Origin of the sequence: Flavobacterium sp. GSP6 (assembly GCF_003984855.1) — a bacterium.
Classification (GTDB): Bacteria; Bacteroidota; Bacteroidia; order Flavobacteriales; family Flavobacteriaceae; genus Flavobacterium.
This window is the reverse complement of sequence record NZ_RYDO01000007.1, coordinates 74,425-99,818: the sequence shown is the minus strand read 5'-3', so window position 1 is coordinate 99,818 and position 25,394 is coordinate 74,425. Positions and strand designations below refer to the sequence as shown.

At 35.1% G+C, this 25,394-nt stretch carries 20 protein-coding genes and 2 tRNA genes; 8 read left to right on the top strand and 14 right to left on the bottom strand.

What is annotated here, in order from left to right; genetic code table 11:
* Positions 1-384, bottom strand: coding sequence for a DUF983 domain-containing protein (locus EKM03_RS09075; protein WP_126461936.1), 384 nt, complete (start codon positions 382-384; stop codon positions 1-3).
* A gap of 73 nt (positions 385-457) precedes the next feature.
* Here EKM03_RS09075 and EKM03_RS09070 point away from each other — a divergent pair, with 73 nt between their 5' ends.
* Positions 458-2,365: an ABC-F family ATP-binding cassette domain-containing protein gene (locus tag EKM03_RS09070; RefSeq protein ID WP_126461939.1), complete on the top strand. Its 1,908-nt coding sequence runs from the start codon at positions 458-460 to the stop codon at positions 2,363-2,365.
* A 32-nt stretch (positions 2,366-2,397) separates the two neighbouring features.
* On the opposite strand, the gene EKM03_RS09065 is transcribed toward EKM03_RS09070, so the two are convergent.
* Positions 2,398-3,366: an App1 family protein gene (locus tag EKM03_RS09065; protein ID WP_126461942.1), complete on the bottom strand. Its 969-nt coding sequence runs from the start codon at positions 3,364-3,366 to the stop codon at positions 2,398-2,400.
* 64 nt (positions 3,367-3,430) lie between these two features.
* On the opposite strand from EKM03_RS09065, the gene EKM03_RS09060 reads away from it, so the two are divergent.
* Positions 3,431-4,330 (top strand): diacylglycerol kinase family protein, encoded by a 900-nt coding sequence (locus EKM03_RS09060; RefSeq protein ID WP_126740220.1) that lies wholly within the window; start codon positions 3,431-3,433, stop codon positions 4,328-4,330.
* Here EKM03_RS09060 and EKM03_RS09055 read toward each other — a convergent pair.
* Positions 4,323-5,471 (bottom strand): GNAT family N-acetyltransferase, encoded by a 1,149-nt coding sequence (locus tag EKM03_RS09055; RefSeq protein WP_126461947.1) that lies wholly within the window; start codon positions 5,469-5,471, stop codon positions 4,323-4,325. The two genes, EKM03_RS09060 and EKM03_RS09055, sit on opposite strands and share 8 nt — an antisense overlap.
* Positions 5,472-5,645: 174 nt before the next feature.
* Between EKM03_RS09055 and EKM03_RS09050 the strand changes: the two genes are divergently transcribed.
* Together EKM03_RS09050 and EKM03_RS09045 are read left to right on the top strand one after the other, a co-directional pair.
* Entirely contained in the window at positions 5,646-5,921 is a 276-nt protein-coding gene (locus EKM03_RS09050; RefSeq protein WP_126740218.1) for a 4a-hydroxytetrahydrobiopterin dehydratase, read from the top strand.
* Between the two features lie 327 nt (positions 5,922-6,248).
* Positions 6,249-7,103, top strand: coding sequence for a leucine-rich repeat domain-containing protein (locus tag EKM03_RS09045; RefSeq protein ID WP_126461956.1), 855 nt, complete (start codon positions 6,249-6,251; stop codon positions 7,101-7,103).
* A 766-nt stretch (positions 7,104-7,869) separates the two neighbouring features.
* Here EKM03_RS09045 and EKM03_RS09040 read toward each other — a convergent pair.
* Positions 7,870-7,942 (bottom strand) — tRNA-Met (locus tag EKM03_RS09040).
* 34 nt (positions 7,943-7,976) lie between these two features.
* Positions 7,977-8,049, bottom strand: a tRNA-Met gene (locus EKM03_RS09035).
* A 118-nt stretch (positions 8,050-8,167) separates the two neighbouring features.
* On the opposite strand from EKM03_RS09035, the gene era reads away from it, so the two are divergent.
* Both era and der read left to right on the top strand, forming a co-directional pair.
* Positions 8,168-9,049, top strand: a complete 882-nt coding sequence (gene era / locus EKM03_RS09030; RefSeq protein ID WP_126452863.1) for a GTPase Era — start codon at positions 8,168-8,170, stop codon at positions 9,047-9,049.
* A gap of 272 nt (positions 9,050-9,321) precedes the next feature.
* Positions 9,322-10,632 (top strand): ribosome biogenesis GTPase Der, encoded by a 1,311-nt coding sequence (gene der, locus EKM03_RS09025; protein ID WP_126461959.1) that lies wholly within the window; start codon positions 9,322-9,324, stop codon positions 10,630-10,632.
* A 121-nt stretch (positions 10,633-10,753) separates the two neighbouring features.
* Here der and EKM03_RS09020 read toward each other — a convergent pair whose 3' ends face one another.
* Both EKM03_RS09020 and EKM03_RS09015 read right to left on the bottom strand, forming a co-directional pair.
* Complete coding sequence (locus EKM03_RS09020) at positions 10,754-10,918, bottom strand: hypothetical protein (RefSeq protein WP_233579294.1); 165 nt, start codon at positions 10,916-10,918, stop codon at positions 10,754-10,756.
* Between the two features lie 113 nt (positions 10,919-11,031).
* Positions 11,032-11,784, bottom strand: a complete 753-nt coding sequence (locus tag EKM03_RS09015) for a DUF2490 domain-containing protein (RefSeq protein ID WP_126556111.1) — start codon at positions 11,782-11,784, stop codon at positions 11,032-11,034.
* Between the two features lie 627 nt (positions 11,785-12,411).
* On the opposite strand from EKM03_RS09015, the gene EKM03_RS09010 reads away from it, so the two are divergent.
* Positions 12,412-15,234 (top strand): T9SS-dependent M36 family metallopeptidase, encoded by a 2,823-nt coding sequence (locus EKM03_RS09010; protein WP_126740217.1) that lies wholly within the window; start codon positions 12,412-12,414, stop codon positions 15,232-15,234.
* Positions 15,235-15,493: 259 nt separating this feature from the next.
* Here the strand turns inward: EKM03_RS09010 and EKM03_RS09005 are convergent, their stop codons facing one another.
* The 7 genes from EKM03_RS09005 to EKM03_RS08975 all read right to left on the bottom strand — a co-directional run bounded on the left by EKM03_RS09005 (position 15,494) and on the right by EKM03_RS08975 (position 22,306).
* Positions 15,494-18,037, bottom strand: a complete 2,544-nt coding sequence (locus tag EKM03_RS09005; RefSeq protein WP_126740216.1) for a TonB-dependent receptor — start codon at positions 18,035-18,037, stop codon at positions 15,494-15,496.
* 243 nt (positions 18,038-18,280) lie between these two features.
* Positions 18,281-18,694 carry an Rrf2 family transcriptional regulator gene (locus EKM03_RS09000; protein WP_126740215.1) on the bottom strand — a complete coding sequence of 138 codons (414 nt, stop codon included), beginning with the start codon at positions 18,692-18,694 and terminating at the stop codon, positions 18,281-18,283.
* Positions 18,695-18,881: 187 nt separating this feature from the next.
* Positions 18,882-19,676, bottom strand: a complete 795-nt coding sequence (locus EKM03_RS08995; protein ID WP_126556120.1) for a YgcG family protein — start codon at positions 19,674-19,676, stop codon at positions 18,882-18,884.
* Positions 19,676-20,113, bottom strand: a complete 438-nt coding sequence (locus EKM03_RS08990) for a TPM domain-containing protein (RefSeq protein ID WP_126455359.1) — start codon at positions 20,111-20,113, stop codon at positions 19,676-19,678. Before EKM03_RS08990 ends, EKM03_RS08995 begins: the two co-directional genes overlap by 1 nt.
* Positions 20,114-20,262: 149 nt before the next feature.
* Positions 20,263-20,850 carry a LemA family protein gene (locus EKM03_RS08985; protein ID WP_126461974.1) on the bottom strand — a complete coding sequence of 196 codons (588 nt, stop codon included), beginning with the start codon at positions 20,848-20,850 and terminating at the stop codon, positions 20,263-20,265.
* 69 nt (positions 20,851-20,919) lie between these two features.
* Positions 20,920-21,252, bottom strand: a complete 333-nt coding sequence (locus tag EKM03_RS08980; RefSeq protein WP_126461977.1) for a MerR family transcriptional regulator — start codon at positions 21,250-21,252, stop codon at positions 20,920-20,922.
* A gap of 76 nt (positions 21,253-21,328) precedes the next feature.
* On the bottom strand, positions 21,329-22,306 hold the full coding sequence (locus EKM03_RS08975) for a M23 family metallopeptidase (protein ID WP_126461980.1): 978 nt from the start codon (positions 22,304-22,306) through the stop codon (positions 21,329-21,331).
* A gap of 338 nt (positions 22,307-22,644) precedes the next feature.
* Here EKM03_RS08975 and alaS point away from each other — a divergent pair, with 338 nt between their 5' ends.
* The gene (gene alaS / locus EKM03_RS08970; RefSeq protein ID WP_126740214.1) at positions 22,645-25,338 is read left to right on the top strand and encodes an alanine--tRNA ligase; all 2,694 of its coding nucleotides are present in this window, start codon (positions 22,645-22,647) and stop codon (positions 25,336-25,338) included.
* Positions 25,339-25,394 lie beyond the last annotated feature (56 nt).

Below are 25,394 nucleotides of genomic sequence, written 5' to 3'. Positions count from 1 at the left end.
TTATTTTTTATTTAATTTGTGATCATACGAAACAAACATGTTGATGTAAATATTCCTTGCCCATCGCAAAACAAAAGGGAATAAAATAACCAGTGATACTATTATTGCAAGGAATGCAACTTTTAGACTGGATTCGAAGAGAACAAAAGAGATGACAAAAGCAGCAATTCCTATTGCTACATTTAATCCGTAACTAACGTACATAGCGCCATAAAAAAAAGAAGGTTCAATTTGATATCTTAAACCACAATGACTGCAATTTTCGTGCATTTTCAATATTTTGTTTAGATGTAACGGATTTTTATCTAAATACATACTCTCATTCTGACATTTAGGACAAGTTCCTGTTAAAATGCTATATAATTTGGATCCTTTTTTTAACATTTGCAAAAAATTTAATTTTTCCTTTTTTGGAGTTACAAATTTACGCATTCAAAAAGGAATAAAATCACAATACATGCTTAATATACACAATTTATCCGTTTCATTTGGTGGTTCCTATTTGTTTGAAGAAGTTACCTTTCGATTGGGTGCCGGAGACCGCGTGGGTCTTGTAGGAAAGAACGGAGCGGGGAAATCGACCATGCTTAAAATGTTAGCAAAAGATTTTGCTCCAGATTCAGGTGTTATTTCTCAAGAGAAAGACCTTCGTATGGGATTCTTGCGTCAGGATATTGACTTTGAACAAGGAAGAACGGTTCTGGAAGAAGCATATGAAGCGTTTACAGAGATTAAAATTGTAGAGAAAAAGCTCGAAGAAATCAATCACTTATTGGTTACCAGAACGGATTATGAAAGTGATGAATACAGTCAAATCATTGAAGACTTATCGGATTACACCCATCGTTTTGAATTATTGGGCGGTTATAATTATGTGGGGGACACGGAGAAAATTTTACTTGGTTTAGGATTTAAAAGAGATGTTTTTGATAATCAAACCGAAACTTTTTCCGGTGGATGGAGAATGCGTATCGAATTAGCCAAGTTATTATTGCAGGCCAATGATGTTTTGCTGCTGGATGAGCCCACGAATCACTTGGATATTGAGAGTATCATTTGGCTGGAAAGTTTTCTTCGCAATTATCCCGGTGTGGTGGTAATTGTTTCGCACGATAAAATGTTTTTAGATAATGTGACAAACAGAACAATCGAAATTTCCCTTGGTAAAGCCTATGATTTCAATAAACCATATTCTCAATATTTAGAATTGCGTCATGAGATTCGTGAAAAACAATTGGCTACGCAAAAAAATCAAGCAAAAAAAATAGAAGAAACAGAGAAATTAATCGAAAAATTTCGTGCCAAAGCCTCTAAAGCCTCCATGGCACAATCGATGATTAAAAAACTTGACAAAATAGAACGTATTGAAGTAGATGAAGATGACAATTCCGTTATGAATATTACTTTTCCAGTTTCGAAAGAACCGGGACGAGTAGTTATAGAAGCTGAAAATGTGACCAAAAGCTACGGGGACAAAACGATTTTGAAAGATATCAATCTATTAGTGGAGCGTGGAAGTAAAATAGCATTCGTAGGACAAAACGGGCAAGGAAAATCAACTTTTATTAAGGCTATTGTTGACGAATTCGAGTATAAAGGAAATATCAAGTTAGGACATAATGTACAATTGGGGTATTTTGCACAAAATCAGGCTGAATATCTGGATGGCGAAATCACTTTGTTGCAAACGATGGAAGATGCGGCGGCAGATACGAACCGAATGAAAGTACGCGATATGCTGGGTTCTTTCTTGTTTCGTGGTGACGATGTAGATAAAAAGGTAAAAGTCCTTTCCGGAGGCGAAAGAAACCGTTTGGCGTTGTGTAAATTATTGTTGCAACCTATTAATGTTTTATTGATGGATGAGCCTACTAATCACTTGGACATCAAATCGAAGAATGTGTTAAAAGCCGCTCTTCAAAAATTTGGCGGTACTTTATTACTGGTTTCTCACGATAGGGATTTCTTGCAGGGCATGTCAAATTTAGTATATGAATTTAAAGACCAAAAAATAAAAGAATATTTAGGGGATATCAACTATTTTTTAGAACAACGCAATATGGAAAACATGCGTGAAGTAGAAAAAAAAGAGGCTCAGAAAGTAGCATCACCTAAAGAAAGCAATAAAGCATCATACGAAGATCAGAAAAAAGGAAAAGCATTACAAAACAAGTTAAGCAAGATCGAAAGCCAAATCAAGCAATTAGAAAAAGACATTCAGCAAGATGATAAAATGCTGGCTTCTAATTATGATAAACATATTGAGGATGCTAAGTTTTTTATGGCGTACAATAAGAAAAAGGCTGAGTTAGACAAATTTCTTTTAGATTGGGAAGCTGTTCAGGAAGAAATTGATACTGTGTAAAAAAGAAGAGTTCCGGTTTTGGAGCTCTTCTTTTATTTAATAATCCCAATAGATTTTGAATGTGCAATAGCTTCACTACTGTTTTTGAAATAACAAATAGAAACTTTTAAGGTTTCTAAATTTTCCATAATTGTAATTATTTTTTCTTTTTTAGAAGTCCCAGTTTGTCGGATATAAACTGCTTTTACGGTAACTGGGAAAATTTTACAAATAGCTTCGTATAAATAGGGGTCATGTTGTGAATCATCCCCTAGAAGTACATACTCTAAATTGGGATAAAACTCTAGAATGTGTTTTATTTTGTCAAACTTGTGGTTGTGATCCCCACTTCCGGTGATGAAAAAATCAGCCAGGCTCGTCTTGATGTCTTTCAGTAATAAAACGGCTTTTGGAAGCTTATGAATTTCAGTGAATTGTATGACAAAACGATACAAATTCCATTCACTGCTGGAAACATAAAAGAACGCATTTAACTCGTGTTTGTTTGTTCTTCCTGCCGAACTCAAGGCTTGATAATGGGTAACTACATCATCAAAAGTTTTTCTTTTATATATGTTTTTAAACAATAAAACATATAATTTTTTTAAAGGATTCAGCGTGTGAGAAACTAAAAAAGTATCATCAATGTCAGAGATGATTCCCAGATTTCCTTTGTGTGGACGAATATAACTGTCTTTGGCTGTAATGGTTTCGTTATTATGAGTAATACTCACTTTATAATCAATCCAGCCATACTTAGAATCCTGATCTAGTGGCACGCAAAACTTAAAATAACCATCATTTAGTGTTCTGGTATGGATTTTGGAATTGTTTTGTTCTAAATACACATCAGCATTTGCTTGTGTCTTTATTTGAAACATTTTGATTACTGAAGTAGCATTTTTAAAGTTCTTTTTTTGAAAATTATATTCTTTAACTGTTGTTGGTTTGAACACATGCCCCATGACAATTAATTCTTGCTCATTAGCGTAGCCACGATATAATTTTAAAATTGGTTTCATTTATTGTAGTACTTTTGATTGGAGATGAATTTAATTAATTTTAATTAATAAAAGAAGATAAAGTTTGAGAAATAACATTATTGTTGTTGTTAATCCTATTTCCGGTGACATTGATAAATCTGAATTTATTGATGCTGTGGCACTTTTTGCTGAAAAAGAAAATTTTAATCCGGTAATTTATAATACCTCGGGAGTAAATGATATTGATAATATAAAGGTGCTGTATCAAACCTACAAACCACAACGAATTATTATTACAGGAGGTGACGGAACCATAAAAATGGTAGCCGAAGCAATGGAAAATCAAGATGTAATTTTAGGAATTTTACCCGCCGGATCAGCTAATGGATTGGCAGTAGACTTGAATTTACCTGCCACACTTGAGGAAAACTTAGAAATTGCTTTTCACAATGAGTACATGATGATTGATATGATTTCTATTAATGGAAAAAAAAGTGTTCACCTAAGTGATATTGGACTTAATGCAGAATTGATTAAGAACTATGAAAAAAGTACGATTCGGGGAAAACTGGGGTATGCTTTGCAAGCGGTGTCTACTCTGATTGATTTAGATGAGCCTTTTTTTGCCACAATAACAGGTGATTTTCCCACTATTGAATGTGTAGCGAGAATGATTGTTATTGCCAATTCAAAAAAATATGGAACAGGAGTTTCTATTAATCCTAACGGACTAATGGACGATGGGAAATTTGAATTAGTGATCTTGAAAAATTTAGATTTAGTAGTGCTTGGGAAAATTATTACCGGAAATATAACAACAGATGATGCAGAAGATATAGAAATAATATCAGTAAAAAATGCTTTAATCACGACTAGTGTGCCGGTTAGTTTTCAAGTTGACGGTGAATATTGTGGATCCGAAACTAAGCTAAATGTCGAAATTTTACCCAAACACATGAAAGTTGCCGTACCATATACTGATCCAGATTATGGATTTATTTGAACGGATTGCGTTCTTGCCATTTGATTTTAGGTTCTAAATATTTGAATATCTTTGGCATAAAATGATTGGCAACCCTATTGCTGTGGCCTATTAATCCATACATTTTTATGGGCTTAGCGCCAACAGAACTTTTGATTTCCAAAGCAGTTCTTGCAAAGATAATTTCCTGAAAGCCTTTATTAATTGAATAGGCAATCATGTCATATAACATATTCAGGTACAGCATTTTCTCGCGCTGAACACTTTCATCATATCCCAGAAAGTAGGTATCCATTATGGAACCGTTTTTAATCAAAGTATTGAAACCTATTAGTCTGTCCTTTGAAAAATAACCATAAAAAAGAAATTTGTCTTTGAAAATTTCTTTAAAAATCCTAAAATGATTTTTTGGAAGAAAAAAAGTATTAAAGGGAGCATTTTTAGCCACATGAAGGTACAAATCATAAATCGTTTCTTCCAAGGCAATGATGTCTTCCAAGTGTAATTTTCTTTTTTCAATCTGATCTGCCTTCTTTCTTGCTCTTTTATATTGATCCCGGTATTTTTTTGAAAGAGAGTCAATATAATTTTGTTCTGTTTTCCAGGCTTCATTAATGGTGAAAACCATATTAGGCTGTGTCGAAAACGGATATTCATTTTTGAATTCCGGAATACGGAAGGTTTTGATTTCTTCGCAATTGAAATCTTTGTAGGTGGTAATGTGAATTTTTTTGCCTTTGGATTTAAAGCGTTGTTTTAATTCAGTTACAGCAGTATTCAATACTTGTAAAGCTCTCTTTTTATCAATGGTGTCTAACAAAGCAAAAGAATTTTGTCCGGTTAACATATTGTTGCCAATAACCAGTACATGAGATCCAAAGTTCCTGAAAACAAAATTTCGTACCGCTGTCTTGATACACTTATCGCGTTCTCCAAAAGATTCCAGTTTGTTTAAATCCAGAAATTGGGAAAGCGCAATCCCTACTAAAGTGTCATTTTCAAAGAGTCCAATATAATGACAAATCATGTTCTCAGGGGATGATCTTTCTAAAACATCCAGATATTTTTTGGATAAAAAAACAGTCGAAATCGCCATGTCATCCCAGTTTGAATGGAGCTGCGCAGTAGTAGTATAAATTTTAAAGGAGTATGCTGAATTCAAATTAAAAAGAAATATTTTTCGCCAAAATTAGTTAATAAAGTTAAATTATTTTTCAATATATCAAAATTTACTAACTTTATATTCCTGAAATTTGGATCTTCATAATTGTTTTAATCTGAATATTGTTTTACATCAGCAAGTTACAGGCAGATCAACCCATAAATAAATAAAAGTATGAAAACGTACACCGAACAATCCATTCAATCAGAGTTGAAAAAATTGAAAGACTGGCAGTATATTAATAATGGAATTGAGAAAAAGTTTATGTTCCTGGATTTTACTCAAGCCTTAGGTTTTATAGTTCAAGTAGGAATAAAAGCGGAGAAAAAAAATCATCATCCGGAATTATGCAACATGTATAATAAAGTAACCATTCGGCTGACTACTCATGATGCAGATGGTGTAACGGATAAGGATCTTGATTTGGCAAAAGCCATCGAAGAGCTTTAGGGAATGTAGTTTTATTGTTGTTGTTGTTGTTGTTGAATTTTGGGGCAAATTACTACTCTCATATTTGTGAAATATCCATCCAAAATATACTGCCAGTCAGGTGTTTTGTAATTTATTTTGTCCTGATGAAGCTAAATTTAATTAGAATTGTTCTAAGAAAAAGGAAGTTCAATCATTGACAGAGTAGTTATAGAACGCACTCTAAAAAATATTTTGCTGTAAGAGATATCTCTATTTAAAATTATAAAACATGTATTTCATCGGTTTTATTTGCTGATTAACTAGAAACCATCTATTTTAGGAATGTAAAAGACTAAATTTAAAGGGATGAAAAGTGTAACTACTCTGTTTTTAATCATTTTTTTTTCATGTTCAATGTTGGCCGATGTATCTGATCAGGAGAAAGATGCCTTAGTAAAACTGTACCAGTCCACTAGTGGAAGTCAGTGGCATGTCAAGTGGGATTTATCATCACCTGTTACCACTTGGTATGGCATAAAAGTACAAGACGAAAAAGTGATTGCAGTACATCTAGCTGATAATAATTTAGTGGGTGAAATTCCAGCTGAAATTGTTAATCTCGTAGGTCTTCAAGAGTTGGATTTACACAAGAACCAAATATCAGGGTCGATTCCTTTTTTTATTGGAAAATTAAAAGAAATGAAAGTATTGAACCTTTCTTTTAATAAGTTGTCAGGAACAATTCCTTCCTCTATTTGTGAAATGAGTAATTTGAAAGACTTAGAGTTGTATATGAATGCGCTTTCAGGGGAATTGCCCATGCAAATAGGATCCTTGAAACAGTTAGAAATACTATCATTATTTAACAACGAAATTATAGGGGAAATTCCAAATTCTTTATATGATTTAAAAACGTTAAAAATATTGCTCTTAAATAGTAATAAACTTTCGGGAGTATTAAGTAGTGAAGTGGTAAACATGACAGCACTTGAAAATCTTAGTTTATTTGACAACAAAATGAACGGTCAAGTGCCAATAGAATTAGAAAAATTAGAAAATCTTAAAGAAATGAATATTTCATACAATAGATTTAATGGAGTAGTGTCTAAAGATTTAGCAGTTTTAGATGTGTTAAATATGACAATGTTGAATGACAAAGGCGTTGCAGTGCTATTAGAAGTTACGACCAATAGAAACTCAGCTATTGTTTCGGAGGATTAATTTTAAATAAAATAACCGCTTAGTATCTTTTAATAAATTGAATTTAGTTGATTTTGGATAGGTTGATTTTAGTAAACGTAGTTGGTAAAAAACCTGTGTGACTTATCACGCAGGTTTTTTTTAGTTTTAAAATGCTTTACGGATTCGTGTATTAGTTGTCTGTTTTGATCTATTCCTTTTAAATATTTGGGAAGTTTTTTGGATCTCTATTGTTTGAATTTCTTAGTTGTTTTTGGTTATTCTAATGAAAAAACAAATCGGCCAACACCTTTCTTGATGTTTCCATTTCAAAATGAGTTCTCCATTAGTTAGCTTAGACTTATTTCTTTAGTGGATAGGTTTCTTAATCCATGAGGTTCTGTTTTGAAGTTCAAAAAGTAGCATTCCGAAAAATAAATTAAAAACTAAAAAAAGCATATTCTTAAGACAAAAGCCAGTCTGTATTTTCAAATGAACTTTTTTAATTTTTCCCGTGTGTCTTTATCTAACAATTACCTGGCGCTCTTTATCCAGTAATTGTTCCTCGCCTTGTTCTAGTGATTTAAATAAGGAGTTCTCTAAATGCAAATTGACATTTACTTCATACCATCGACCAAGGAATAAAATCTCTTTATAATAGAGCCTTTCGTGCAAGGTATGATTGCTGTCAATAGAGGAACTTTCCTTGTAGGGCTTGCCATATTTGAGTTAATCTCAATATTTATAGGGGTTGAGGAAGGGTTTAAAAATGAAAAAACCCATCAAAATGTTGATGGGTTTCTCTTAGTAGCGGGAACTGGACTCGAACCAGTGACCTTCGGGTTATGAGCCCGACGAGCTGCCTACTGCTCTATCCCGCGATGTGCGTTTGTAATCTCAATACGATTAACTTAGTAGCGGGAACAGGACTCGAACCTGTGACCTTCGGGTTATGAGCCCGACGAGCTGCCTACTGCTCTATCCCGCGTTGTTTCGAGTGCAAATGTACAACCAAATTTAATAAATTCAAACATAAATTTTAAAAAATGTTTTATTTCGTCTATTGACTTGATATGTCTACCTTTGCACAATAAATTATATTAGAAATGTCACATAAAGCAGGTTTTGTAAACATCATAGGAAATCCAAATGTTGGGAAATCAACATTAATGAATGCCTTTGTTGGAGAACGATTGTCCATAATTACTTCAAAAGCACAAACAACACGCCATAGAATTCTTGGAATTGTAAACGGGGAAGATTTTCAATTGATCTTGTCAGATACGCCAGGAATTATAAAGCCTGCCTATGAAATGCAGGCATCTATGATGAATTTTGTGAAGTCTGCTTTTGAAGATGCTGATATCTTGATTTATATGGTCGAAATTGGAGAGCAGGATTTGAAAGATGAAGCTTTCTTTAATAAAATTATTCACGCCACAATCCCGGTTCTGCTTTTATTGAATAAAATTGATACTTCAAACCAAGTACAGCTAGAAGAGCAAGTTGCTTTTTGGGCAGCGAAAGTTCCAAACGCAGAAATTTTTCCAATATCTGCTTTGCAGAATTTTAATGTGCCGGAAGTTTTTGGACGTATCATTGAGTTATTACCGGAATCACCGGCGTATTACCCGAAAGATCAATTGACAGACAAACCAGAACGTTTCTTTGTGAATGAAACCATCCGGGAGAAAATATTATTGAATTATAGTAAAGAAATTCCATACGCTGTAGAAATTGTTACCGAAGAGTTTTTTGAGGATGAAAATATCATCAGAATCCGTTCTTTGATTATGGTGGAGCGCGAAACTCAAAAAGGAATCATCATCGGACATAAAGGAGCTGCTTTGAAGAAAGTAGGAATGGAAGCTCGTGCCGACTTGGAGAAGTTTTTCGGAAAACAAATCCATATTGAATTGTACGTAAAAGTCAACAAAAACTGGCGTAGCAACGTTAATATGTTGAAACGATTTGGGTATAATCAATAAGTTCAGTGTTCAGTTTATTAGCGCTCAGCTCTAAAAACTTTCCGATAAATAATATTAGAATTCGAAATGCCCTAGCCCAGATGGGAACGGCATCCTTTTATGTTTTTCTTTAAAACATAAAAGATAGAGTGGACAGCTGGAAATAGCTCCTAAAAAGGCATTGAAATTTAGTTTGAAGGCGTGCAGTTAGTGTGCTTTTTTGCTGAATACTCAAAACTGGTCACTACAAACTAAAAAAAGCATACCTTTGCAAAATATTTGAAAATAGGATTATGAATAACATTGTTGCGATAGTAGGAAGACCTAATGTAGGGAAATCAACCCTTTTTAATAGGCTGATACAAAGAAGAGAAGCTATTGTAGATTCTGTTTCGGGAGTGACCCGTGACAGAAACTACGGAAAAAGCGAATGGAACGGAAAAGAGTTTTCTGTAATTGATACCGGCGGATACGTGCGTGGTTCTGATGATGTTTTTGAAGGAGAAATCCGTAAACAAGTCGAACTTGCAATAGATGAGGCTGATGTTATCATTTTTGTGGTAGATGTAGAGGAAGGAATTACTCCAATGGATGATGCCGTTGCACGATTGTTGCGTAAGGTGACAAAACCAGTTTTACTGGCTGTAAACAAGGTAGATAATTCCATGCGTGAGAAAGATGCGATTGAGTTTTACAACCTTGGTTTAGGAGAATATTATACGTTTGCCAGTATTTCAGGAAGTGGAACCGGTGATTTATTAGATGCATTAATTGATGCTTTTCCTATAAAACCAGAGCCAACTCAGGAAGAAGTTGTATTGCCTCGTTTTGCAGTGGTTGGACGTCCTAATGCTGGAAAATCAAGCTTTATCAATGCTTTAATTGGTAAAGACAGGTATATTGTTACAGATATTGCGGGAACAACTCGGGATGCAATTGACACAAAATTTGACCGTTTTGGTTTCGAATTTAACTTAGTGGATACTGCGGGTATTCGTCGTAAAGCGAAAGTGAAGGAAGATTTAGAGTTTTACTCAGTAATGCGTTCGGTTCGTGCGATTGAGCATGCGGATATTTGCATTTTGATTATTGATGCCACGCGTGGATTTGAAGGTCAGGATCAAAGTATATTCTGGTTGGCTGAGAAAAACCGTAAAGGAGTTGTAATATTAGTAAACAAATGGGATTTAGTCGAAAAAGAAACGATGTCAACTCGGGATTATGAAGCTAAAATCAGAGAAGAATTGATGCCATTTACGGATGTGCCTATTCTTTTTGTTTCGGCTTTGACCAAACAGCGTTTATTAAAAGCATTAGAAGCAACCGTCAAAGTATTTGAAAACAGAAAACAGCATATTGCAACTTCAAAATTCAACGAATTTATGTTGAAAGTGATTGAAGCCTACCCGCCACCGGCAACAAAAGGGAAGTATGTAAAAATTAAATACTGCATGCAGTTGCCAACACCAACACCACAATTTGTATTTTTTGCTAATATGCCACAATATGTAAAAGAACCATACAAACGTTATCTGGAGAATAAAATTAGAGAAAACTGGGACTTTTCAGGCGTTCCAATCGATATTTATATTAGAGAAAAATAAAAAAAATCCCGATTTTATCGGGATTTTTTTGCATAAAATGGATTTGAGCAATTAACGTTTTTCTTCTTCAAAAGTTTCCGTAGGATGGTCACTGTACCAATTTTTGAATGTTTTTATAGTTTTAATCGTCAGCTAGAACGGTGTAAACCATAAATAGGATTAATGGTATACTTACGCAATGTCGGATCATTAAAATTGGCAAAGGAATAGTGGTTTGACATAAACCGGCAAATACAAAAACGTAAATGGTGGTAAACCACACGAGTTTAATTGCGAAATTTTTCATGGCTATATCTTTTAATTAAAGACACATCTTAAATTCTAAATATTTAGTTAATATACTTATAATCAGTACTTAAAATATGATTATTTAGTATTTTTAGTAAAAATATATACGTACTAATAGTTCTTTCGGTTCTTTTTTTGGAGTCTTATTTTATGCAATATACTGAATCGGATAATATTTCTATTGAAATAATCAATTCCGTTGGATCGCTGCTGAAAACTGTTTAAATAGCCCAATTCTAAAGCAATATTCGGATTAAAACCATATTGCAGAGCGATGTAAATTCGGTTTTGGTCAAACGTATTTTTGATGATTTTTTTTCCAAAATTAACCATTACTTCATCAGATAATATTGCTTTGACAAAGTGTTTTTCTTTTTTCCAAAAGGTATAATCCCCTTGAAGTCTATATCTGAACCTCCATGAAAACGAGGTTCCCGGCGATAAATCAGTCTTGCTAGCGTTATGAATAAAACGTTCTTCTAATTGAAAACGTTGATGGAAAGTTACTTTACCTATGATTTTTTTCCATGTAATGTCCTGTTGCCCTCTATATTCCGGGATTTCAAAATCAAAATTAATTTCAGGAACCTGCGTGTCAACAGAGAAATAAGCAAAACCGACTCCAGTTTCCAGATGATCATTAATTTTATAACGTCCTTGAACACGAATAACATATAAATTTTCAGCTATAGGCTTTACAAAAAGACGATTGTCAAATTCAGAATGCAGAGACCACTTCTCGTTTAACGATAATTGGTTGTAATAGCGTGTCCAAAGAATACTTTGATGATCCACTATTTTGCTGCTTTGTCCTTGGCAGCCCAGTGACACAAATAAAAACAAGATAATTCTAATGGTTTTCACTAAATTTTATTTCAATTAAGGCAAATTTAAACAAAGTCTAGTATTTCTATAGGAGATATTTTATTTTATTTTATGAAATATTTTAAAACTGGTATGCATTCAAAATAAGGTACTAACAATCTGGTTATAATTAAGTGCGTTAATGTTTTTGTAAGTAATTCATCAATACTTTTTTACTTCGTTATAGTGCAGGTAAAACTTATGAAAACTTGGGTGTAGAACCTAGTGGTTTTATGTCATTTGTACTCATTGAGGCCAAGTATATAGCTGTTTAACACTGTTGCATTAGATATGGATAGCATTTTGTAGTCTTCAAAACAGTATAAATCAGTTTGTTTTTAAAAGAAATAAAACGGATAGGTAAGTTTAGCCTTTAGTTTTAATCGCTAGAATTTTTAATCGCCTAAAATTGCCTTTTATAAACGTGTACAAATATGTTTTTGGCATTGCTGAAAAATATTTTTTTCTTTTATTTTAGTGTAATAAATTGCTATTTACCTGATTTTTTACGTTTAAATATAAATTATTAGTTTTTTATTTCAAATTATACGCTAAAATTTATTAAATCAAATTTCATAATTTACATTCGTTTTAGATTTGAATTAAGTAATTAAAAATCTGCTAATTATGAGAAACCTTTACTCTGTTTTTTTGTTTTGTTATTTTTTAACACTGAGCACCATAGGTCATGGTCAAGATAAAAAAGATATTATAAAAAACTATCTGCTTGTGAATTTTGCAAGTTTAAATTTATCTGCTACAGATGCCAATCAATTTACCATAACCAGTTATGGGACGCTTAAAAACTCGGATTATTTAATTGCGTATCTGCAACAAGAGGTAGGAGGGGTTAAAATTGCAAATACAGCAGCCACAGTGCTTTTAAAAAACAATGTGGTTACTAGTTTTAAGCATACTTTTGTGAAAAATATATACGGAAACATCAGTAGTAGCAATGCTAGTTTGACCGCAGCTCAGTCCGCACGAAAGGCGATCAGTGAGTTAGGATTGAGCAATACTGCCGGAGTTAGTGTAGTGAATTATGCTACTAAATCAGATCTTAAGCCTTCGGAGCTAGAGACAAGCAATTTTGAAGCTCCATTAAATTATTTTAAGAATTCTACCGGTACTTTCGTATTGTCCTATGAGATTATTGTTAAAGATCCAGCCTCGCATTGGTGGCAAACAAAGATCAATGCTTCTAATGGGACACTTTTAGAGAAATCCGATTTAATGATCAGTTGTAATTTTGATATACCTGTTGTAACTGATGAGAAACCTGTGAATCAAAGGAGTCACAAGAATCACAGCCATAGCTATGAAAAAGACAATCTTTTTTTTAATTTTAAAAAAGATAGTAAAAATGTTATTGTACTCGATTCGAAATCTAATGTAGCACTTTCTGCTACGGATGGATCTAAATACAATGCTTTTCCTTTGGGTGTTGAGACTCCCAATCATGGCAGCAGGACTATGATTAATAATCCAGCACGTATCGGTACACAAAAAGCAGGAAGTGCTGTCCCTTCACCGGAAGGCTGGCATGAATTTGGTGGAAAAATAGAATCCAAGACGCTTGGTAATAACGTCCAGTCCTATGAAGATGGGGGCAAGATTAACGGGCCAGCGACCGAAGATTCTTTTGCTGCGCCCAGCAGTATAGGTACGCTGAGTTTTGACTACCCTTTAGATTTAGGCAAGGCTCCGATAGCCTATCAAAAAGCTGCAATTGTCAATTTATTTGTTTGGAACAACTACATGCATGATGTTTCCTATGCCTATGGTTTTGACGAAACGAATGGGAATTTCCAGGAGGGTGATTACGATCGTTTTGCTGGACCTACCAGCGCAACCATTAATGATTGGGATGGAGATGAAGTACAGGCTGAAGCTCAGGACGGTAGTGGGCTTAATAATGCTAATTTTGGTACTTTGATTGATGGATTTGAGCCAACAATGCAAATGTTTTTATGGGGCGCATCTCCTTTTGGGGAGTTTCTTGATGTCATTCCTCCAAGTGCAACTGAACTTCGGAAATCATATGCTTCCGTGCGCTTTCCATTTGTAGCTATTCCTAGAGAAGGGGATCCTTCTATTGACAGCAGATTAGTTCTTGTAGAAGATGACGGGACTCCATGGGTTTCAACTAACTCCACTCCCCCCGGTACACCAGCGCAGAGTCCTGATCCTAGGGATGGATGTACAGCTTATACAGCTGCTGGTGCGGTTGCAGTTAAAGGTAAAATTGCTGTTATCATCCGTGGTAATTGTCCATTTGTTGATAAAATTACAATAGCGCAGGACAATGGTGCTATTGGTGTCATAATCATTAACAACGCTCCAAACGCTGGTCCAGTAAATGGAGGCGGTGTACCATACAAAACGATTACAATCCCCACAGTAGGTTTGTCTTTTGAGGACGGAAAGATATTACTAGACAAAATGGCAACAGAACCTGTTTTCGGTCGGTTAGTTGACAGAGGTCCTCTTGCTAATTTGATCAATAGAGATGGTGATTTGGATCAAGGAATAATTGCTCATGAATATGGGCATGGAATATCAACACGGTTAGTTGGAGGTCGAAATCGTTTTGATTGTTTATTGAGTCAAGCTTATGAAGAGCAAATGGGAGAAGGTTGGTCTGACTTTTTTGGACTTATAATGACCCAAAAAATAAACGATACCCCCGAACAAAAAAGAGGGATTGGAACCTATGTACAGTTTCAGGGTATCGAAGGGCCTGGTATACGTCCTTCTCCATATTCTACTGATATGTCAATCAATGATTATACTTATGCTGATATTGCGAATCCTGCAATAAGCGTACCTCATGGTGTAGGATTTGTTTGGTCAACTATGATTTGGGATATGTATTGGGCTTTTATCGGTAAGTATGGTTTTGATCCGGATATTTATTATGGTACAGGTGGAAATAATATGGCTATCCAATTAGTAATGGATGGTTTAAAATTAATTACATGTGGTAATGTTGGATTTGTAGAGGGAAGAAATTCAATTATACAGGCTGATGCTGTGCTCTATGGTGGTGCAAATGAATGCTTGATACGTGCGGTATTTGCCCGACGAGGGGTTGGGGCTTTAGCGCAACAAGGAACCTCAGAAAGAAGGAATGATCAGGTGGAAGATTTTACTGTTAACGTTCCTTTAATAGGGGTTTGTGGTAATTTAACCCTTTTGGACAACACAGAAATTTTATTCAGCATTTATCCTAATCCAATGAGTTCTGAGCTGTTTATCAGATCAAATAAAAATGCGGGGAAGGCTGTAGTCTCTATATTTGATATGAACGGAAGACAATTAATAGAGTCTAAAATGGACTTAGGTTTCCAATCTAGGGTAGACACGGGTAATCTGGTTCAAGGGGTTTATATTGTCACTATAAAATTAGAAGATGGTACAAGCTACAGTCAGAAGTTAATTAAAAAATAAGAACCTTCAATGGTTTTTTCAATGAGCCTATGTATATTGAACTGCCCTCAAAAAGTTAGTCGCTTTTTTGGGGCAGTTTTTTTGTATAACAAATGCCGCACAAAAAAAACAGAGTATATGCTGCTTTAGAGGACAAAATAGTTCAACATTAAAGGTTTAAAAATGTAAAAGAATTAATACGGTTCGTTTTATTTGCATATCTAGCACAATCAAAACTCAGTTTTACTGGTGCTGTTATGCTTGTTTATATTTAGTGCTACTATAACGAATAACGAAGTGTAATACCATACGTTCTTTGATCGCCTAATACCCCTGCATATTGTCCTGAATTTCCACCCGCCGGTAATAGTTGTTCGTAGTACTCTTTGTCTAAAAGGTTACGTCCCCAGAATTGTACCGACAAACCATCTGTTGCCCGGAAACCTACACGAGCATTAAATAAGGCATAACCCTGAACGACTAAATATTTTGAAGCTGATGGACTAGAAGAGAATTCAGAACGGGCATAAGAATCGATTCCAAAGAATATTTTTCCTGTATTTCCAAAAAATTTGGCATTATCTGAAAGTTCACCTCCTAAAGATCCTGCCCATTTTGAAGCACCAGGTAAAGCAGTTCCGGAAACATCTTTAAAGGATACTGCTGCTCCTGTTTGTTCTAACGGAAGGGGTGCATTTATAAATTTGACATATTTACCGTCTGTATAGGTCGCTGCTCCATTGATGGTTAAATGTTTGTTGATTACAAAACTGGCGTCTAATTCTACCCCTTTTACCTCTACTTTATCTGCATTGGCAAGATAGCCACGGTTTATACCTAATTCAGCGGCCTGTACATTGGTTTGAAAATCTTTGATATCGGTATTAAAGAAGGTAAAATTGAATATTGAGTTTTTAAACGGTGCTGTTTTTACTCCAATTTCATAATGATTTACTTCTTCCGGTTTAATTACTGCAAGTTCAAGAATTGGTTGCCCGGCAAGAGTAGGTAATCCAGCTACGTTTACTCCAACGGGTTTGTAGCTTTTTGCAAAAGTCGCATACACATTAATCTTGTCAGTTGCTTTAAAAGAAACGGTTATATTTCCAGAAAAATTAATATTATTAGTATTAGATAAAAAAGACTGATCCGTATAAACTAATTTTTTCAAGGCAATTAAGGCTGGATCATTCGTTTGAAGTCCTCCATATGTTGTACGGTTGTAAGTAGCGTCTTTTTTGTCAAAATTATAACGTAAACCTGGTAATACATGCAAACGTTCTGTTATTACCCAGTCCAACTGACTAAATACTGCCGCACTGGAAGCTCTAATGCGGGCATCGGTTTTGATCCCATATCCTTCAAATAGGCCAGGTGTCTTCCATAAATTACTGGTAGTACTTTGCGCAAATCGCCATTGTGCATTACCGGATTCTTCTGTACCATCTGTTTGTGATGTTTGGTCAATAAAAAATAAACCTACTACACCGCTTAATTTTGAGGTAAGCTGACCTGCATAGCGTACTTCTTGTGTTATTTGTGTCTGTCTGGTTGGGTTTTGCGATTTGGCTAATACTTGTAATCCTGTAAAATCCCTATCGTTTGATGGATCCCAATTCCAAAAACGCCAAGCTGTTGTTGCCGTAAGTGTCCCATTACCAATTTTTGTATCTATGTTAAGAGATATTCCTCCCATATCTTGTCCTGAACGCCATGGCGTATCGTGATCAATTTTACGGTCAAACGCGTTTAAACTTGGCAATTGATAATTCAAATCAGCAATAATAGCATCAAATTGACGGTAAGCCGCTCTTTCTGTTGGTGCGACACCCGCAACTACCTGAGCATATCCATCTGGACGTTGTATTGTGATATCTGCAGCTAATATGATATTTGTTCTTTCAAAAGGAGTATAAAGTAATTGTCCTCTAATTCCTTGATTGTTTAATGTGTTTGTAGGTTTTTCAGTAACAACATTATGGATTAAACCGTCACGTTGCGTTCCTGAAAATGAGATTCGACCGGCGATTTTTGAACTCAAAGCTCCAGTAACCGAAGCTTTAGCTTGCAAAAAGTTGTAATTTCCGTAGGTTACTTCAAAGGTAGCATCTGATATAAAACTTGGTTTACGTGTAGTAATGTTAAAGGCACCCGAAGTGGTGTTTTTACCAAACAAAGATCCTTGTGGACCACGCAATACCTCAATTTGTTCGACATCGATAAAATCTAAAGTGGTTGCAGCTGGACGTGCATAATAAACGCCATCAACGTAGAAACCAACACCCGGATCGATTCCGTCATTTGTAAGTCCAAAAGGAGAACCTAGGCTTCGAATATTAATTCCCGTATTCCTGGGGTTTGATGAATACAATTGAACGGATGGGACAAGTTCTTTTATGCGATTAACGTTAAAAGCTCCAGATTGTTCTGCCTGTTTTCCCGTTATTACGGAGATTGCAATTGGCACATCTTGTACTTTCTCTATCCGGCGTCTTGAAGAAACGACCACCTCGACCAATACATTTTCTTCAGTAAGATTTATTTGTAATGTAGATATCGGTAAGGAAGTAATTTCTATTTCTGCGGTTTTATATCCCACATATTGAACTAAAAGAGTTAAAGGGAATTTTCCTTTCGAGTCAATCGTAAATTTTCCGCTAGAATCTGTAATTGTGTTAGAAGTTGTTTCTTTTAGTACAATATTTGCGGCTTCTAATGGTATGTTTAGGTTTGTTGTAATTACACCTTCAATGTTTTGCGCAAATGATATTGTGAACGTTAAAACGGATAGTATTACAAGGGTATTATTTATATAATTTTTCATTTAAAGTAAGTATATGTAATTAGTAGAATTTAATTTAAATTTTTTTTACTAACACATACACATCATTTGAGAGCTCTTTTTTGTAATTATAATTAGTTGATTTTTGCGAGATTTTCTATTCAAAAAAGCAAACTTACTTCGGTACGTTTTCATACTTTTAAATTTGTATTGTTAATGATATATTAAATTCGAGGCAAATATATAATTAATTCTATAAAATTAGTAGAGTTTAAATGATATTTTTTATTTTTTTACCAATGAAGCAATAGTGATGCCTTCCATAGCCTTTAAAGTTTCTTCTCTAATACTAATCAATCCGTGTCTTAGTAGGCATTCCGATTCATTAACGCAATCAGAACAACGTTCGTAAAAATTCAATGAGGCACAAGGTAGCAGGGCAATTGCACCATCAAAAAGCCTGTGAATATCGGCTAAAGTAATGTTATTTTTAGATTTTAAAAGATAATAACCGCCAAATTTCCCTTGTTTGCTCCCTACGAAATGGCCACGCTTTAAATCCAATAGAATCTGTTCCAAAAACTTTTTTGGAATAGAGGCTGCCTCGGCAATTTCGATAGTTCGAGAAATATGGGTTTCTTCTTGTTGCGCTAAAAACAGCAGTGCTTTTAGCGCATATTTGGCTTTATGTGAAAGCATGTAATATCATTGATTGGTTAATTTGGCTACTAATTTGGATTATTGCTATTCTGTAAATAGGTTTCAAAAAAATGAGCTAAATTATTGGTATTTAAAAAGAAATCTACTTTTTTGGGTTGGGTATCAATCACGGTTGTATTTGTTTAATAAACAAGGTTTTAATGCGGAAACACATCCCAGTCCTAAGTTACCAACTACCACTTGATCCGCCACCAGAGAATCCCCCGCCACCAAAACCGCCACCAAAACCACCTCCAGAAGAGCCTCCACCGCCAAAACCGCCGCCACCTCTGCCACCGGCAAGACTGCTTAAAATAATGACATCGAGTAGACTTGGACCTCCGCCACCGGAATTTCCTGAATTTCCACCCCCTTTATTTCGGGATATTAATACCAGTATCACGATCACAATAACTATAATAGGAAGGATCGGGAATTCTTTTTCTTTTGGTGTTTGTTTGCGAACACCTTTGTATTTGCCTTTAAAAACATCAATTAAGGCATCTGTTCCTTTGTCTAATCCACTGTAATAGGTTCCTTTTTTAAATTCTGGAATGATTATATTCCGGATTATTTCTCCACCAGTTCCTGCGGTAAGCCTGTCTTCTAGACCATAACCAGGGTTTATTGCAATTTTTCTTTCGGTTTTAGAGAGTAAAATAATGACACCATTGTCTTCTTTTGCAGTTCCTCCAATTCCCCAAGTTTGTGCCCACCGGGTAGCTAATTGACTTACATCTTCCCCTTTTAGGCTTTCTATAGTGATCACTACAATTTGAGTTGTGGTAGAATCAGAGTATTTAATCAGTTTTTCTTCTAATTGTGCTTTTTCTGTGGCACTTAAAACCTTGGCATAATCGTAAACAGAGGTTTGTAACGTTGGTTTTTCAGGTATGGTAAATTGCGCAAAACTAACTTGTGTAAATAACAGATAAACAAACAACTTTAGGCAAATTAGGGTATTCTTTTTTTGTAATAGCATTATCCTTTAGATATTTCGTTTGATAATTCATTCGTGTCTCCCTCTTGCCAAGGAAAATAACTTTGTAATTGTTCACCGGCTCTGGTGATTCCGTCAATAAGTCCTTGCTTGAAATTCCCGGTTTTAAACTGAACGACCATTAGATCCCGTGTACAATTCCAAAAGTCATCTTGAACAACATCATTGATGCCTTGGTCTCCACAAATTACAAATTGGTGATCATCAACAGCTAAATATATTAAAACACCATTTTTAAGTTCGGTTTCATCCATTTTAAGTTCATGAAAAACGTCTCTGGCTCGTTCATACGCATCCATGGAAGTTGTTTTTTCTATGTGAACTCTAATCTCACCAGAAGTGTTTTTTTCAGCCATGCGAATAGCTTCAACAATCTCCTGTTCGTTTTCCGGGGTTAATAATTCTGCTACTTTTGACATTGAAATATTTTTGAGTTAAGATTAACGATTTTTGATTTCAGAATTGTTGAACCTGAAATCAAAAATTGTTAATTTTTAAAGGTTTTTTCTTTAATTTAAATTTATTTTATTTTGACTTCTAAAAAGATAAAAAGTCTAATAATCTAACTTTAGAATTTTACTTCAACAGGTGCATCCGCTCCCTCAACAGCAGTAAAATATGCTTTGTCTTTGAATCCAAACATTCCTGCAAATAAGCTGTTTGGAAACGTTTTAATGTGTGAATTATAAGGTTTAACTGCTTCGTTAAAACGCGTTCTTGACGTTAAAATTTGATTTTCTGTGCTAGCTAATTCATCTTGTAATTTCAAGAAATTCTGGTTGGCTTTCAGCTCAGGATAGCGCTCTACTGATACTAACAATCGAGACAAAGAACTACTTACACCACTTTGTGCTTTGTTGAATTCAGCTAATTTTTCCGGTGTGATGTTCGTTGGGTCAATAGTAGTTGAGGTAGCTTTGGCACGTGCCTCAATAACAGCAGTCAAGGTACTTTTTTCAAAATCAGCAGCACCTTTTACAGTATTTACTAGATTTCCAATCAGGTCATTTCTTCTTTGGTACGCCGTTTGTACATCTCCCCACGATTGTTCTACTGTTTGGTTCATTGTTACCGCAGTATTATTGATCCCTTTAATCCAGCTGTACATACCAATAATAATAACTCCTACGATAATCCAAGGCAAAAATCTTTTCATCTTTGTTTAATTTAATGTTTGTTGTTTAATTTTAATTGTAAATAGTAGGATCCCTGTTTTGTTTTGGGATTACAATTCGTTTTTAATATTTGTTAATTGTGTGCGTATCGTTTCTAATTTCCTGATTATTTCAAACTTGTCCAAAGCCTTCTTTTGTCCTTCCTTCAAATGGGTTTTAGCCCCTTCCAGCGTAAAACCTCTTTCCTTGACTAAATGATAGATCAATTGCAAATTAGTGATATCCTCGGGTGTAAACATGCGATTGCCCTTGGCATTTTTTTTTGGTTTCAAAATATCAAATTCATTGTCCCAAAAACGTATCAGCGAGGCGTTCACGTCAAATGCTTTGGCTACTTCGCCAATGCTGTAATATCTTTTATCTTTAGAAAGTTCAATGTGCATATTTTTTATTTTAATCTTTTCTGAACACTTCTTTTATAAACTGTTACGACTGAATACTGAACACTTTGTTAAAGCATTAATCTAACGATTGATTCTCTTGATTCGCTAATTGTGCTATAGCAACATACTCTACTGCCGAAATGTTTCCATAATAAAAATTAAGCGGATTTACCACTTTGTTGTCTTTATGAACTTCATAATGCAAGTGCGGTGCTTCAGATCTTCCGGTACTTCCCACATATCCTATGACATCTCCGCGTTTTACACGCTGTCCAGCTCGTATTTTATATTTACTCAAATGCGCGTATAATGTTACGTATCCAAATCCATGCCGAATTACAATATGATTTCCATATCCAGAGGCCCTATTGTCGGCGGTTATTACAATTCCGTCTCCAGTGGCATAAATTGGAGTTCCTGTTTTGGCGGTAAAGTCCATTCCCTCATGCATTTTTCTTACTTTTGTAAACGGATCTGTTCGATAACCAAAACCAGATGCCAGTCGTTTTAAATTTTCATTTCGCACTGGCTGAATGGCAGGAATGGCAGACAAAAAATCACTTTTAGCATCTGCCATTTTCAAAATGACATCCAGTGATTTGGATTGAATGGCGAGTTCCTTACTTAATACATCAATTCTTTTGGTGGTATTCAGTACCAACTGGGAATTGTCATATCCCTCTAGTACTTTATACCTGTTTATTCCCGGTAATCCCGCTTTCCGGACAGAGTCAGGAATTGCTGTTTTATTGAAATATACCCGATACAAATTATTATCTCTGTCTTCAAGAGCCTCAACTACGCTATTTACCTGATCCATTTTTTTATTTAAAATCGCATAATTCAATCTTAAATTTTCAATTTCACGAGCCTGCAACCGATCTTTAGGCGTTTCAAAATAAGGGGTGTTCAATAATACAATAAAACTCAAAAAACCAAATAATATCGAGGCCAGCAAAAACAGAATGATAACACCAAATTTTCTTCTTTTTCGAGTTTTTATTTTCCTATACGCTAAATTTTCAGAATCGTAATAATATTTTACTTTCGACATATTTTAAAATACCCTATTTTTGCACACTGTAAAAGGTTAGACGAACAAATTTAAGAAATGTTTCATTTGTTACACCCTTTTTTCAATAATAAATAAAATAATGTGCCTATTCCAGCTATTTGTTGCAAGTTCTCGTTTATACATTTTTTTTCTAATGAGCTAGCAGGAGCTTCCTTCGGTCGCTCTGCCACCTCAAGAAAAAATAAATGTATAAATCTCGAAGCTTTTCACTACTATCTGGGGCAAAAGAAATTAAAAGATTTAATGATTAAAAGATTGAAAAATTCAATTCTAACTAATCTTTAAATTTTTGAATCTTTAAATATTTAAATAAAAAAATGAAATCACAAGACGTACGCAAACAATTTCTAGATTTTTTCGCATCAAAGGGACACTTAATCGTTCCATCGGCACCCATAGTTCTCAAGGATGATCCAACACTAATGTTCAACAATTCAGGGATGGCCCAGTTCAAAGAATATTTTCTAGGTAACGGAACTCCAAAAAGCAACAGAATTGCTGATACGCAAAAATGCCTTCGTGTTTCAGGAAAACATAATGATCTGGAAGATGTAGGTTTTGACACCTACCATCACACCATGTTTGAAATGCTGGGAAACTGGTCTTTTGGAGATTATTTCAAGAAAGAAGCTATCAACTGGGCATGGGAACTTTTGACAGAAGTCTATAAAATTCCAAAAGAAAACTTATACGTATCCGTTTTTGAAGGTAATCCAAGTGAAAACGTACCATTCGATCAGGAAGCTTGGGATATTTGGGCGGCATTAATTGACGAAGACCGTATCATTCTTGGAAACAAGAAAGACAATTTCTGGGAAATGGGAGACCAAGGACCTTGCGGGCCGTGTTCAGAAATTCACGTTGACATTCGTTCTGCAGCAGAAAAAGCCTTAGTTTCAGGAAAAAGTTTGGTTAACAATGATCATCCCCAAGTAGTGGAAATCTGGAACAATGTATTCATGGAGTTCAACCGTAAAGCCGATGGTTCTCTGGAAAAATTGCCAGCAAAACACGTTGATACCGGAATGGGATTTGAGCGTTTGTGTATGGCATTACAAGGAAAAACATCCAATTATGATACGGATGTGTTTATGCCACTTATCGAAAAAGTAGAGCAAATTACAGGATTAAAATACACATCAAATTCCGTAGGTACAAGTCGAGACTTGTCCGTACCGAATGCAGATGAGGAAAAAATAAATATCGCTATTCGGGTAGTAGTCGATCACGTTCGTGCGGTTGCTTTTGCTATTGCCGATGGACAATTGCCATCAAACACAGGTGCTGGTTACGTAATTCGTAGAATTTTGCGTCGTGCCATTCGGTACGGATTTACGTTTCTTAATATAAAAGAACCGTTCATCAATCAATTAGTTACTGTTTTAGCGAATCAAATGGGAGAGTTTTTTCCGGAAATCAAATCGCAACAACAATTGGTTACGAATGTAATTCGTGAAGAAGAATCTTCTTTCTTGAGAACATTAGACCAAGGATTGCAATTATTAGAAAATGTGGTTGCCGAAACTAAAGGTTCAACAGTTTCTGGAACAAAAGCGTTTGAATTGTATGATACGTTTGGATTTCCAATTGACTTGACCGCATTAATTCTTAGAGAAAAAGGATTCGAACTGGACGAAGCTGGTTTTAACGCCGCCATGCAAGAACAAAAAAAACGTTCCCGTGCCGCATCAGAAGTTTCTACCGAAGACTGGTTGCTATTAGTTCCAGGAAATGTAGAAACATTCGTAGGCTACGACCAATCAGAAAGTGACGTAAAAATCACTCGCATTCGTAAAGTAGACAGTAAAAAAGATGGTGTTTTATACCAAATCGTTTTAGATAAGACCCCTTTCTATCCAGAGGGTGGAGGACAGGTGGGTGATAAAGGAACGTTAGTTTGCTCCGCCAGTTCGCTAACGCTTGGGTCTGCAAATGAAACTATCGAAATCATCGATACGAAAAAAGAAAACAACCTGATTTTACATCTTGCAAAAAAATTACCGGAAAATATAAATGCTGGTTTTGTAGCCAAAGTAAATCAAGATTTGAGAAGTTTGTCTTCCAGAAATCACTCGGCGACACACCTAATGCACCAAGCCTTGAGAAGTATTCTTGGAACACACGTAGAACAAAAAGGTTCGCTAGTAAATCCAAACTACTTGCGTTTTGACTTTTCTCATTTTGCTAAAATGACGGAAACCGAATTGCAGCAAGTGGAAGATTTTGTAAATGCAAGAATTCAAGAGCAATTACCACTAATTGAAAGAAGAAATATTCCTTTTGCGCAAGCAGTTCAAGAAGGAGCGATGGCACTTTTTGGAGAGAAATATGGAGATGAGGTTCGTGCGATTAAATTTGGCGAAAGCATGGAATTATGCGGTGGAATCCACGTGAAAAATACAGCTGAAATCTGGCATTTCAAAATCGTTTCAGAAGGAGCGGTTGCTGCAGGAATTCGTCGTGTAGAAGCGATTACAAGTGATGCGGTAAAAGCACATTTTGCTTCGCATGAAAGCACATTGAATGAAGTAAAAATAGCCTTAAAAAATCCTCAGGATATTCTGAAAGCCGTTCATTCTATGCAAGAAGAAAATGTCAAATTGACTAAGCAAATTGAGTTTTTGGTAAAAGATAAAGTCAAAAATCTTAAAGCGAGTTTAATCGCTGAGATACAGGAAATTAATGGCGTTCAATTCTTGGCAAAACAAGTCGATTTGAATCCGGAGGGAGCAAAAGATTTGGCGTATGAATTAGGAAATTTAGGAAATAACTTATTTCTAGTTTTGGCTACAGTGAATCCCGAAGCTTCGGGAGAAAAACCAATGTTGACCTGTTATATTTCTAAAGAATTAGTTGCGGAGAAAAACCTAAATGCAGGACAAGTGGTTCGTGAATTGGGTAAATTTATCCAAGGTGGAGGCGGAGGACAGCCGTTTTTTGCAACAGCAGGAGGGAAGAATGTCGCAGGAATTCAGCAAGCTTTAGAAAAAGCAATTGAGTTTGTAAAGTAATTATATCGTAATTTTTTTAATATATTAGCGAGAAATATAAAAATGACTGAAAACGA